Origin of the sequence: Alcanivorax sp. 24 (assembly GCF_004360225.1) — a bacterium.
GTDB lineage: Bacteria > Pseudomonadota > Gammaproteobacteria > Pseudomonadales > Alcanivoracaceae > Alloalcanivorax > Alloalcanivorax xiamenensis.
This window is the reverse complement of record NZ_SNUA01000003.1, coordinates 360,945-373,755: the sequence shown is the minus strand read 5'-3', so window position 1 is coordinate 373,755 and position 12,811 is coordinate 360,945. Positions and strand designations below refer to the sequence as shown.

11 protein-coding genes are annotated in these 12,811 nt (G+C 62.7%); 6 read left to right on the top strand and 5 right to left on the bottom strand.

Annotated features, from left to right (window positions below):
* Nucleotides 1–73: 73 nt before the first annotated feature.
* Nucleotides 74–1,309, bottom strand: a complete 1,236-nt coding sequence (locus E0L37_RS06565; protein ID WP_133490958.1) for a GAF domain-containing protein — start codon at nt 1,307–1,309, stop codon at nt 74–76.
* Between the two features lie 157 nt (nt 1,310–1,466).
* On the opposite strand from E0L37_RS06565, the gene E0L37_RS06560 reads away from it, so the two are divergent.
* On the top strand, nt 1,467–1,730 hold the full coding sequence (locus E0L37_RS06560) for an acyl-CoA-binding protein (RefSeq protein WP_133490957.1): 264 nt from the start codon (nt 1,467–1,469) through the stop codon (nt 1,728–1,730).
* Between the two features lie 168 nt (nt 1,731–1,898).
* Here the strand turns inward: E0L37_RS06560 and secD are convergent, their stop codons facing one another.
* From secD to E0L37_RS06540, 4 genes are all read right to left on the bottom strand, one after another.
* Nucleotides 1,899–4,382 carry a protein translocase subunit SecD gene (secD, locus tag E0L37_RS06555; RefSeq protein WP_133490956.1) on the bottom strand — a complete coding sequence of 828 codons (2,484 nt, stop codon included), beginning with the start codon at nt 4,380–4,382 and terminating at the stop codon, nt 1,899–1,901.
* A gap of 608 nt (nt 4,383–4,990) precedes the next feature.
* Nucleotides 4,991–5,233, bottom strand: coding sequence for a hypothetical protein (locus E0L37_RS06550; RefSeq protein ID WP_133490955.1), 243 nt, complete (start codon nt 5,231–5,233; stop codon nt 4,991–4,993).
* Nucleotides 5,230–6,198, bottom strand: a complete 969-nt coding sequence (locus tag E0L37_RS06545) for a DMT family transporter (protein ID WP_133490954.1) — start codon at nt 6,196–6,198, stop codon at nt 5,230–5,232. The genes E0L37_RS06550 and E0L37_RS06545 overlap by 4 nt, the downstream gene beginning before the upstream one ends.
* A 247-nt stretch (nt 6,199–6,445) precedes the next feature.
* Nucleotides 6,446–6,901, bottom strand: coding sequence for a CopD family protein (locus E0L37_RS06540; protein WP_133490953.1), 456 nt, complete (start codon nt 6,899–6,901; stop codon nt 6,446–6,448).
* A gap of 329 nt (nt 6,902–7,230) precedes the next feature.
* Between E0L37_RS06540 and E0L37_RS06535 the strand changes: the two genes are divergently transcribed.
* From E0L37_RS06535 to E0L37_RS06515, 5 genes are all read left to right on the top strand, one after another.
* Entirely contained in the window at nt 7,231–7,992 is a 762-nt protein-coding gene (locus E0L37_RS06535; RefSeq protein WP_133490952.1) for a zinc-dependent peptidase, read from the top strand.
* 187 nt (nt 7,993–8,179) lie between these two features.
* Nucleotides 8,180–9,310, top strand: a complete 1,131-nt coding sequence (locus E0L37_RS06530) for a glycosyltransferase family 1 protein (RefSeq protein ID WP_133490951.1) — start codon at nt 8,180–8,182, stop codon at nt 9,308–9,310.
* Nucleotides 9,294–10,067: a DUF2334 domain-containing protein gene (locus tag E0L37_RS06525; protein WP_133490950.1), complete on the top strand. Its 774-nt coding sequence runs from the start codon at nt 9,294–9,296 to the stop codon at nt 10,065–10,067. Before E0L37_RS06530 ends, E0L37_RS06525 begins: the two co-directional genes overlap by 17 nt.
* Entirely contained in the window at nt 10,064–11,059 is a 996-nt protein-coding gene (locus tag E0L37_RS06520; protein ID WP_240687433.1) for a lysylphosphatidylglycerol synthase transmembrane domain-containing protein, read from the top strand. Before E0L37_RS06525 ends, E0L37_RS06520 begins: the two co-directional genes overlap by 4 nt.
* A gap of 86 nt (nt 11,060–11,145) precedes the next feature.
* Nucleotides 11,146–12,648 carry a hypothetical protein gene (locus E0L37_RS06515; protein WP_133490949.1) on the top strand — a complete coding sequence of 501 codons (1,503 nt, stop codon included), beginning with the start codon at nt 11,146–11,148 and terminating at the stop codon, nt 12,646–12,648.
* The last annotated feature ends 163 nt before the right edge of the window (nt 12,649–12,811 follow it).

Genomic DNA, 12,811 nt, shown 5'->3' with positions numbered 1-12,811 from the left:
CCCGGATTGGAATTGTGATTCGCCGGGGAGGATAGGTGTATTGATAATGCTTATCAATGCGAAAATGACACCCTTATGTCACCGTACTTTGCTGTTGCTGTTTCTCCCTGGCCCGGCGGATAAAGGTCTCCCGTCCCAGGGCCGCGATCATGGCGTAACCCAGTGGCGTGGCGATGGCGTCACAGGCGGAACGCACGTGTTCGTCGAACGGCTCCAGGGAAGCCAGTTCCAGGATGCCAAGGGTGTGTTCGCCCTGCCGGATCGGCAGGAACAGTACCTCGCCGGGGCGGATCTGGCTGTGGCCGGTTTCCAGATCCATGTAGCCACCGGGGACTTCATGGCGCACCGAGGCGCCCTGAATCTCCAGGGCCGAGGCGAGGAAACCGTCGCTTTTGATGTGGGACTGCTCCCGCGCCGTCTGGCCGAGCCCACGCGCCGCTTCCAGGTGCAGGCCGTCGTCCTCCAATCGGTAGCCGGCGCCGGCCACCGCCGGAGTGTTTTCGATCAGAAACGCCAAGGTCTTGTCGAGCAGTTCGGTGACCCGCGGATTGCCGGCGATATGGGCGGTGAATTCATTCAGCAGACGCTGCCGCCGCGCTTCCCGGTCGGCATTGTCGCGCCAGCGTCGCAGCCGTTGTGACTCGGCGTTGCGCAGCAGCATGTTGGCGAAGTTGCCGCGGGCACTGGCGTCGAGCATGTAGCCGTTCAAGGCGCATACCAGAAGCGGGAAACCGTAGTACAGCAGCAGTGAGATTGGTGTAATGCGCCAATCCTGATAAAGGGCCACGGCCAGGGCGATGATCAGGGCACCGAGGGACCAGAACAGGGTGCGGGTGGGCGGCAACCGCAGGATCGAGAAACCAATGATCAGCACATAAACGGTTTCAAACGCCGCCACCTGGCCGAGGAAGTGGTCCTGCAGATGGATCGCGCCGATCAGGGTGCCGGACAGTGAGATCATCAGCGCCAGTCCGATCAATGTGGCCACCAGGCGTTGTACCGCTCGGATATGGATCGCCGCCAGCAGCAACACCAGGGAACAGGCAATGGGATAAACGCCGAGGGCCTGCCAACGGCTCAGCGAAGGGTCCTTCACCAGCAACGAGACCGGCACCACCACGATCAGGAAAATCGTCAGCAGGATGTACACCGATCGCCGGATCAACTGGGTGGCGCGGCGTTCCGCGTAGACGATGTAATCGTCTTCCAGGGATCCGGGAAACCGTACCCAGAGAGTGCCCAGCGCGCGTTTCAGGGCGCGTTCCTGTTCCGCTTCCAGAGATCGCGTCTGAGTGCTGTCAGTGGCCATGGAGTCCCCCGTTCTTTGACGTTGCTGCTTATTATGTGGTCGCTTGCCCGGTTGCTTCCGTTGGTGGGTGCGGACACTATTTGCCGAACCGGGGCATGATAGCGCGCCGGGCAACGGACTAATGATAAATGGGTAACACAACCTGAAGGTACGAATAATGGCGTATGAAGAGCAATTTGAACAGGCCCGCAAGGACGTACAGACCCTGTCACGCAAGCCGGGCAACGATGACCTGTTGTATCTGTACGCCCATTTCAAGCAGGGCAGTGTCGGTGACGTGACCGGCAAGCGGCCGGGCATGCTGGATATGGTGGGGCGCGCCAAGTACGACGCCTGGGCCAGGCTCAAGGGCATGGACCAGGACAGCGCGCGGCAAAACTACATCAGTAAGGTGGAAGCGTTGCTGAAGAGTCACGGTTGAGAGCCGGACGCCAACGTGGCGGTCGGTGGGTAAGCCCACCGCCGCCTTCGCTGCTAAAGCAGCTTCCCACAGCGGCTTGGTAGTGCCTTCCGTGGGAAGCGGCCTTGGCCGCGAATGGAGCGTGCCTTTGAATTCCGGGACACCACTGATCCACGAACCGCGAGGGGCTCAGGGTCGTTCCGCCAGCGCCTCCGTGTCTGCCCGTTGCGTCGGCCGCCAGCGCTCCAGGAACATCGCCATGGGCGCGGCGATGTACATGGAAGAGGTGGTGCCGACAACAATGCCGAACAGCACCGGCAGGGCGAAGCTGGCCACCGCGCCGCCACCCAGCAACCCCATCGGCAGCAGGGCCAGGAAGGTGGTGGCGGAGGTGAACAAAGTGCGGGTCAGCACCTGGGTCAGACTGACGTTGATGAGCGTCTCCAACGGCTGATCCGGATTGAGCTTCTGGTTTTCACGGATGCGATCGAACACCACCACTTTGTCGTTCACCGAGTAACCGATCAGCGTCAGCAGGGCGGCGATGGCGGTGAGGTTGAATTCCACCCCGGTCAGCACAAAGAACCCCAGTGTCTTGCTCACGTCCAGCAGCAGGGTGATCAGCGCCGCCCAGGCGAAATGCCGTTCGAAGCGCAGCCGCAGGTAGGCGAACATGCCCGCCCCGGCCAGTAGCACCGCCAGGATGCTGGCTTCAATGAAGCCACCGCTGACCGCCGGGCCGACCATATCCACCCGTGGAAAACGACTGTCGGCGTCCAATTGGGTGATCGCTGTCTTCGCCGCTTCCACCCTGGCGTTACCATCGTCGCTGGCGGGCATCCGCACCAGGAAATGGCCGTCATCGGCGAATGGCTGCAACGCCGCGTCGGCGAGGCCGGCGTCCCGCAATGCCTGACGCAGAGCATTCTCCGGCAACGATGCCGGCACCTGAACTTCCATGGCGGTACCGCCGAGGAAATCGATACCCTGATTCAATCCGGGCCAAGCCAGGGAGCCCAGAGACAGTGCCGAGAGCAGCACCGACAGCACGATGCCCAACGCCTTCACGCGCATGAACTGAATTGGCCGCTGGTGTTGTCGCAGGCGCTGAAATCCGGGCACCTCCGGCAGCGCCAGCGGTTGCCGCTGCCGCCGTCGCAGCCGCCATTCCATTAGTAACCGGGTCACCGACACCGAAGTGAACATGGATACTAGCAGACCCACCGCCATGGTCACGGCGAAGCCGCGCACCGGACCGCTGCCGAAACCGAACAGCAGCCCGACGGCGATCAGCGTGGTGATGTTGGCGTCGACGATGGTGGCGAAGGCGCGCTGAAAGCCGGCGCGCAGGGCCGCCATGGCATTCTTGCCTTTCTCGGTTTCCTCGCGGATGCGTTCATTGATCAGGATATTGGCGTCCACCGCCATGCCGACGCCAAGGATCAGACCAGCGATGCCCGGCAGCGTCAGGGTGGCGCCGAAACTGGCCAGCAAGCCCAGTACCAGTAGCACGTTGATGGCCAGTGCGGTGTTGGCGATCACGCCCCAACGGCGATAGATCGAGATCATGAACACCAGCACCAGGGCCGCGCCGAGGGCGCCGCTGATCACGCCCATGCGGATGGTGTCGCCGCCGAGCTCCGCGCCCACCGTGCGTTGCTCCACCACTTGCAACGGAGCGGGCAGGGAGCCGGCGCGCAATAACATGGCCAGGTCACCGGCCTGCTGTGGGGTGAAGTTGCCGCTGATTTCACCGCGACCGGCGGTGATCGGAGTCCGGATCACCGGCGCGGTGATGACCTCGCCGTCCAGCACCACCGCGAAGGGCCGGCCCACGTTGTGGGTGGTAATGTCGCCGAACAGGCGGGCACCGTCGCTGTCCAGAGTGAAATTCACCACCGGCTGATGAGTACGGCTGTCGAAGCCCAGGCGGGCGTCGGCCAGCTGTCCGCCGTCCAGTAAAGGCGTGGCCTCGACCTGGTAGCGCCGGCCGTCCTCCGCTCCCGGTAGCGCCAGGGTACGATCCGGGCCGCTGCCATCGGCGACCAGGTGGAAGGTCAGGCGCGCGGTGCGGCCGAGCAGGGCGGTGATGCGTTCCGGATCGGTAACGCCGGGCAGTTGCACCAGAATGGCATCGTCGCCCTGGCGGGTGCCCCGGGGTTCCACCACGCCGGTTTCATCAATGCGGCGGCGCACTACATCCAGGCTGCGTTCCACCGCATCGCTGACCACCTGTTGCGACAGACTGGAAGAAGGCCGTAACAGCAGAAACAGACCATCGTGAGTCACGGCGAGTTGGCGGCGGCCCTGATTGTCCCGGATGTCCGCGGCCAGCCGCTCGGCGGCTTCCATGGCGGCAGCCGGGCGAATGGCCAGGCGTACATGATCAGCGTCGACGACCGGGCGGCCATGTTGAATACCGTTGCGGTCCAGGCGCTGGCTCAGCTCCTGAGCGATCTTGCGGGTTTTCTCGGCCAGCAGTGGTCCCTGTTCGACTTTCAGCAGCACATGGGAGCCGCCCTGGAGGTCCAACCCCAGGGACAGGTGGTGTTGACGATACCAGTCCGGCGCCCATTGCAACGACGTCGGTGGCAGGATACTCGGCAGTGCGGCGAGCACACCAAGCAGAATGACGAGGGCATAGGCCGTCGCCCGTAAGCGAAATCGGTTCAAGTTCGTTCTCCATTAAAACCACTCTCCGCCGGGCGCGCGCCCGAAGGCGCCACCTTGTGGCGGTGTTCTTGGTGTCAAAGCATGGAGAACGCGGGTGGGGCGCGGGGAGCCTGTGGTCGGTGGTGCTCGACAGCCACCGCCAGGGGGTGGTGCGGAGGAAGCGGGCCAGGGCGGGACGATGTCGGCGGCACCGACGGCAGCCACGGTAGTAGCGCTGCGTTACCGCCGTTGTCGTGGTGATCAGCGGCGAAAGTATCGCCACGGACCTGGTAGCCGGAGGGCAGAGCCAGTTGAGCGGCACCGTCGAGGGGCCGGGTGTGCGGTCCGTCTTTGGCGGTACCAGACGCCTGACCGGAATGCGGTGCGGCAAGCAGCATTAGCACCCATAGCAGATGGGCGAGCAGACTCCCTGTCGGTGCCCGACGGTGGGAGCGAAGGCTGCGTGACGACAGAGCGACCAAGTGAGGTTTCCGGCGATGGTGGATTGACGGTCAAACCGGCTTAATTAAAAACAGTAGCGCCAGCAGATGGGGGCGGCGGGTAGCGGCTTCAACGGAGGCGTTGAAAAATGGACCTTCTTGATCTTGATTTGAGATTAAAAAAAGATGCTATCTCATTGAAAATAAAGCAGTCAATATCCCGATCAACATCATCGCCAACAGCAGGGTGGCGGCCATCGACACCCCACGGGCCCACAATGTGAAGGGGCGCCCCACTGGGTCCACGCGGCCGGCCGCCATGGCATCCAAGTCCTTCCGCGCCCACCACCAGACCACCGGCCCCAACGGTGCGAACAGCAGCAGGCTGATCACCGCCAGGAGCAGCAGTGGACCGCCGCGATCCGGGATCACGCGCGTGCCGCCCGGCGTTGATCGATCCAGCGTTTGAGCACCCGCCGTATCGCGCCCCAGCGGTTGACCAGCAGCGCCAGAAAGATCATCGCGCAGCCGCTCAGTTGGGTGGCGTTCATGGTTTCGCCGAACCAGAATGCCGCCAGCAGCGCGGTCCACATTGGTTCCAGGATCATGATCACCACACCATGGCTGTGCATGGACAGGCTCTGCGCATAGGTCTGCAGAAAGAAACGGGCGGCGGTGCCCAGGGTGGCACTGGCAACCACCCAGGCGGCGATCACCAGGCCCAGTTCGCCGGAATGGAAAGTGGGGCTCCAGGGCTCCAGCAACAGCGAGGCGGTGCCGGTGACCAGCCCCACCGTGCCCAACACCACGGAGGTCAGCGCCAGTGCCGGTACCCGTTCGCGGGTGGTGATCCGGCCACCGGCGCCGGTGATGGTGGCGTTATTGGCGGCGCGGGTGTTGAGGGTGAAAAACAACGCGAAAATCGTCGCCGAGGCAAGAAAGAACAGCTGCCCCAACTCGGCCTGGAAGCCACCGTCCAGAGATAGCAGCGCCAGCCCGCACACCGCCACCGGCAGCGCCAGCCAGGTACTCAGCGGCGGCTGCTCCTTGAACACCAGGCGCGCCATTACCGGGACCAGCACTACGCCAAGACTGGTGATGAAAGCGCCTTCACCGACATGGTTGCCGTAGTGCAGTCCCATGATCCAGAAACTCATGGCGGTGCCGAACACCATGCCTACCTGGACGCTGCGCCAGTACTGATCCCGATTCATGCGGCGCAATTGCCGCTGTCCCACCAAAGCCAGAATCAGGCCGGCCAGCAGAAAACGCAGGCACATGAACAGAAGAGGCGGCATCAGCAACACCGCCTCCTTGGAGAACATCCAACTGACTGCCGCCAACAAGGTCACGCAGACCAGCAGAAGATCCGATTTGGTCGAACTGGGAAGGACCATAACTCCGCTACAAGTGTGGGGCCGCCTTGCACGGCGATGCGGATTCTAGCACGGCGGCATGGCGGCTTCACCGGCCACGGGCCGGGCCGTGGGATCGCTGGATACTTAGAGCCTGTTGACGATCTTTACGCCGCCGCGCCGGAGTTCCCTTCTCTCCTGGTGGACTCTCCACCTAAAGAAAGTGGGGCCCGGCCCTCCGGGTATTTTCCAGCAGCAACGCGGTGGCGTAAAGATCGTGAACAGGCTCTTAGAAATAGGGTCCGGCGGCGGCGATGCTGATCACCAGCAGCCCCAGCAGCAGGTTGATGCCGACAATGCGCCGGATCTGTCCTATCTGAAAGGCGGCGTCTGCGTTGTGACGCACTGTCACCGCCTGGCGCAGACGGCGGAACGGAGCAAAGTAAACGTGGGCGAACAGCGCCATCATTACCAGGCCCAGCGCCAGCATGGTATGCACATAGGCGCCAGTGGAACCCATACCTCCATAGACACCGAACACCATCCACAGGCCAGTGATCAACAACACCGCCACGCAACCCCATACCCAGTGGAAAAAACGGTCCAGTGTGTGCAGCCACAAGCGTGGCCGGGACTCCGGATCCAGAGTGGCACCCATGGCGGGGCGCAAAGCCATGTAGGCGAAAAACATGCCGCCGACCCAAATCACCGCCGCCAGTATATGCAGCACTAAAGGCACGGCCATGGACAACACCATCGTTTTCTCTCCCAGGGATAAAAGCGGAACAAGCGTCAGTATGGACGCAGGAACGAAGTGTAGCAGGAGGCGGAGAGGGCAGCACCACAATCGCTGCTCATGAACCGCTGCCTTGCAACAGGCCAGACCGATTCGCTGGCAAGCCGGCCTCCCACGGAACAATCCACGAAGCCGCTGTGGGAAGCCGGCTTGCCAGCGAATCGGCGTGCCGGCGCTCTGAAACAGCCTGCAATCGTTCCATGCTTGTACGTGTCGTGGGAACGGGGCAAGCTGCCTGAGCGCTGCCGCGCGATCCTGTTCTGCCTGCTGGACCTCGCATGTTCGACCGTACCCGTCTGTGGTTGGAAAACCGACGTTTGGCCCGTTTGCCGGTGACCCGGGAACAATGGGAGCACGCCATTGCTGATTGGGCACCAGCGCGACGTTACCAGGGGGAGCGGCGCGAGCGATTGTTCCAACAGACGCTGCGCTTCCTGCTGCGCAAGGAGTTTCGGGGCGGCGGTGATTTCCAGGTGACGCCGGCCATGCAACTGAAGATCGCCACCATGGCGGTGGTGATGATCATGGGGCTGGACCTGGACTGGTACGACGGCTGGTACACGGTGATTGTCTACGAGGACGCCTTCGTCACGCCCGGCGACGAGATGGACGAGTTCGGCATCGTTCACAGTGAGGGGAGGGTGCTGGCCGGGGAAGCCTGGGACCGGGGACCGGTGCTGCTGTCCTGGCAGGATGTGCAGGCGGCGGCGTCGGAGCCGGGCTTCAATGTGGTGCTGCACGAGATGGCGCACAAACTGGATATGCGCAATGGCGCGGCCAACGGCGCGCCGCCACTGCATCACGGCATGGACGCCCGGGTCTGGCACGACACCTTCACTCGCGCCTGGAGCGCGCTGGAAAACGCCGAGCGGGAGGGGGAGCCCTTTCTCGATCCCTACGCCCTGCGGGATCCGGGAGAGTTTTTCGCGGTCATCACGGAAAGTTTTTTCGAAACGCCGGAGCCCCTCGAACAGATCCTGCCGGAGGTCTATGGCCAGTTGACTCTGTTCTACCGGCAGGACCCGCTGCGCGGCCGCTGACCCCGTTTTACAACCCTTTACCACCGCGACCCCAGGGAATTCGCGGGCCTGTGAAATTTTTTCTCCTTTTCTATTGAACGGCCGCGCCGTTAGCCCTATCACAATATTGAAACCCCCGGGTCATTACCGGGTCACAAACCGGTCCGGTCCCGGGGCGCTCATTACAGGCGAGAGAAAGGAGTCACGCTTGAGAGTCGTCGATACCACGTTGTTTTACGCGCAGTCCAGCGGCGGGGTACACACCTATGTGGACAGCAAGCGCAAGGGACTGTTGGCCAGGGACATCGAACACAAGGTGGTGTACCCGGGGGCGGAGACAGTGCTGCAGGGTGATTTGATTCAACTGCCGGCGCTCAACCTGCCAATGGCGCCGGGTTTCCGCTTTCCCACCCGGGTCGGGCTGTGGAGTCATATTATCGCCGGCCTGCAACCGGACCTGATCGAGGCCGGCGACCCCTACACACCGGCCTGGTCGGCCCGCCAGGCAGCGCGCTTGCTGGACGTGCCGGCGGTGGCCTTTTACCACTCCGATTTGATCACGCTTCTGCACAACCGCATCAGTCCGATACTGGACGGGGCCTCCCGTGCCTACGTCAGAAAGCTTTACGACGGCTTCGATCTGGTGCTCAGCCCGTCCCGGGTGATGGCCGAACGGCTGTGGGACTGTGGTCTGCACAATGTGGAAATCCAGCCGTTGGGCGTGGACGCTCACGTTTTTCATCCCAACCGGGCCGACCCGTTGGCTCGGGCGCGTCTGGGGCTCGGCGAACACGAGCGTTTATTGGTGTTCGCCGGTCGCGGCTCCCAGGAGAAGCATCTGCCAGTGTTGTTCGATGCCATGCGGAAGCTGGGCTCCGGTTATCACCTGTTGCTGATCGGTACCGGAGCGCAGCCGGAGGCACCGGGTAACACCACGGTATTCGAGGGGTTTCTGCCGGCGACGGAAGTGGCGGCCTGGCTGGCGTCGTCGGATGTGCTGCTGCACGCCGGGGATCAGGAAACCTTCGGGCTGGTCGCGCTCGAGGCCATGGCCTCCGGAATCCCGGTGATCTGTGCCGATGGCGGTGCCTTGCCGGAAGTGGTGCCGGAGGAGTGTGGAATAAGAGTGCCGCCCCATGACGGGGAGGCCATGGCGGCGGCGGTGCGGGCCCTGTTCGGGGAACTTGACCCGGTAGCCATGGGTGAGCGAGCGCGACGCCACGTGGAGGTGGAGCACGGTTGGGACAAGGTGGTGGACAGTCTGGTGCGCCATTACCAGCGACTGGTTGGCGCCCGTCCTGAAACACGGATATCGGAGCACCATGGCCCACAAACCTGACCACCAGCCGGACAGCGCCTTTCTGCTATCGCTGCACGATGTGTGTCCGGCCACCTGGCCGGATTATCAGCCGTTGCTGCGCGCCCTTGAGCGCCACCCGCGGATTCCGCTGACTTTGCTGGTGGTGCCGGACTTCCATGGCGGCGGGGGCTTTATCGAGGACAAGCGGTTTTGTCAGGCACTGGAACAGCGCCGCCGGCGTGGTGACGAACTGGTACTGCATGGCTACTACCACCATGACGACAGTCCCCCTCCGGCGACGCCGGGGGACTGGGTGCGCCGGCGTTTGTTGACGCATGAAGGTGAGTTCGCGGCCCTGGACCGGCGAGCGGCGGCGGTGCGAATACAGCGGGGGTTGGCGATGTTTCATCAGCTCGGTTGGTGGTCCCGTGGCTTCGTGCCTCCGGGTTGGATGACCAGCGCTGGTTCACGCGCCGCCATCGCCGAAGCCGGATTCGCTTATTGGACGGATCGGGACGGTTTCCATTATCCCGCCAGCGACCTGTTTCTGCCGACGCCAACGCTGGTGTGGTCAGCCCGATCACCATGGCGGCGCGGGCTGTTCCAGGGCGTCAATCGGATGCGCGAGTGGATGCACCATGCTTCACCGGTATTGCGCTTGGCGGTGCACCCAGTGGACATGCGCCATTCACGTTCACGGCGCGCCTGGATCGCCGCCATTGAGCGGCTGGCCGGATGTCGCCGGGCGTTGACCAAATCCCAATGGATTGACGAACTGACCGGGGAGGCCCCGTGAGGCGCCGCTGGTGGCTGTTGCTCCTGGCCCTGGGATTGGGGGCGCTGGTGCCGCTGGTGCTGGGGGGCGCGGGTGCCTTTCATGGGTTGACGCATATTCCGGCGGCCTGGTTGCTGCTGATGGTGGCGATGATCTTCCTGTGCTGGAACCTCAATGCCTGGCGATTGCGCATTATGCTGGCGGATCGCGCCGAGGGCCTGGGCCACGGCGGTGCTCTCGCCACGGTGATGGCCACTGAATGCGCGCTCAATGCCACCCCCGGCGGCAGTGGCGCGCCCTTTACGCTGGTGGCGCTATTGCGTCGTTATCAGGTGACACCGGCCACCGCCACGGCGGTGTTCGCGGTGGATCAGATCACTGACCTGGTGGTGTTTCTGGTACTGCTGCCGACGGTGGCTCTGTACGGGCTGAGCCGTTATCTGGATCTTGAGGGCTGGTGGCAACTGGCATTGCCGATGGTATTGCTGGGTCTGGCACTGCTGCTGTGTTGGGCGGTGGCGAACCGGTTCAGTGATATCCTGCGCTTCACCGACCCCTGGCTGGAACGCTGGCAGGTGCCGTTGCGGCGGCGGCGTGCCCTGGCCCGCGCGTTGCTGCGCTTTCGCCAGAGCATGGCGGAAACCCTGCGAGTGCCGCGCCGCCGTTTGATGGCGCTGTTCGGCCTGTGCCTGACGCACTGGCTGCTGCGGTATTCGGTGATCTATCTCACTGTGCTGGCATTGGGTAAGCATGTGGACTGGGTATACGGTTTTTTTGTGCAGATGATGGCGATGGGGGCGGGTTACCTGACTCTGCTACCCGGTGGCGCCGGCGGAGCGGAGGTGGCCGGTGCCGCTTTGCTGGCCCCCTGGCTGGGAACCATGACCACCGCCACGGTGTTGCTGGTGTGGCGGTTCATGACCTTTTATCTGTATCTACTGGTCGGTGGCGGCTGTCTTCTGGCACTGGCCGGCCGTGAGGCGACCGCGTTGCTGGGCCACGGGGAACGCTGATTTTGTGATTGACGTCACATTTTTATCCGTGCTCTATTCAGGGCGGGAATGACCAAAACCAAATAACAACACATAAGGATTTCAATATGCCAGCCACCCCCAGTGTGACGGGCCGGGCCCGTTTGTCAGGTGTGTTGCTGTTTGCCGCCAGCCTGATGATGGTCTCCGGCTGTGCCCGGCTTTTTCCCAAACCCCAATATGATCAGAACGACCCCAAACGGTTGCACCATATCGGCAGCGACCTCAACGGAGCCTATGATCCGTATTCACATCAGCAGGCCAACTTCAAATCCATGGACCGGTTCCAGGCCGAGCGTCGCGGCGCTGTCGTGGACGGGGCGGGGAACCGTAATCTGTACGCCCGCTATCAAGCACTGCTTGATGACATTGAAGCAAAAATGCTGGAGCGAGCCCGGCAGGAAAAAGGGCGGGACGGTGACACTCTAAAGGTGTTGTTGTTCTTCCATGGCGGCCTTAATCACCCCAGTTATAACGACGAACGCCTGGACCGTTATCTGGCGGAGATGGAGTGTGACGGTTTCTATCCACTCTATGTCAGTTGGCGCTCCGGTGCCTTTGTCTCGTTCTGGGACCGCTTCACCTCGGTGCGTAACGGTGGCGTTGCCCGTGGTCCGATGGCCCCGGTGCGAGGCACGGTTTATACCCTGAGCGACACCTTGAGCGGTCTGGTGAAATTTCCGGAAACCGGTTGGGACGTGACCGCCAACAGCATCGCCGCCGCCGACGCCAGGCAGCGCGGCATGGATCGGGACCGGCCTGATTATCAGGACGATGAGGCCCTGTACTGGCCGGAGAGCGAGCCCTATTCCTTCCTGGACCAGACGCTGTATCGCACCGGGCAGGTGGTGCCGGGCGTGGTCCGTCTGGTAACCACGCCGGCGGTGCAGGGTCTGGGGACACCGGCCTGGAGTATGATGCTGCGCCGCACCAAACATCTCACCACCATGGAAGCGGATGTGCTCGGCTACAACGAGGATTATTGTGGTGAGGATTGCGCGGTGGAAGGCAATGGCGTGGTGGCGGTGCTGGCACGGCGTCTTGATGAGCTGAACCGGCGTTTACCGGCGGGTATGACCATGGAAATCACATTGGTGGGGCACAGCATGGGCGCCATCGTCGCCAACGAGCTGGTGTCTCTGTACCCGCAACTGCCGTATAAAACCATCATCCATATGGGGGCCGCCGACAGCAGCCGCAACTGGATCGACAAAACCTATCCCTGGTTGAAGGCGCACGCCGATGATCCGGACGTGGCGTTCTATAATCTGGTCTTGCATCCCACCAGCGAAGAAAGGGAAGTGCGCGGCTACTTCCTGATTCCTAACGGCAGTTTGCTGGTATGGCTGGATGACATGCTGACGCAACCGGATCATATGCTGGACCGCCGTTCCGGCCGTTGGACCAATGCCCGTCACCTGCTGCCGTTTTACCGTGATGCCGGCAACGCCTACCTGAAAGTGTTTCCCGCCAACGACGACAGCGTGCCGCGGAATCACGGCGATTTCGGCAAGTTCCGTTATTGGCGGGAGGACTTCTATTGGGGACGGGAGCAGGAACGAGCCGGTTAAAAGCCGGGAGCGATTTTAAAGGTGATGGTCGCGGCGCGAAAACTTCCCTCCATCAGGGACGCTGGGCTGCGTTATACCTTTGCGGGAACGTCGTGAAGCAGGGTCCCGCAAAGGTATAACGCAGCCCAGCTTCGAGGTGACGGGCAAGCATTGGTGTTCTTAA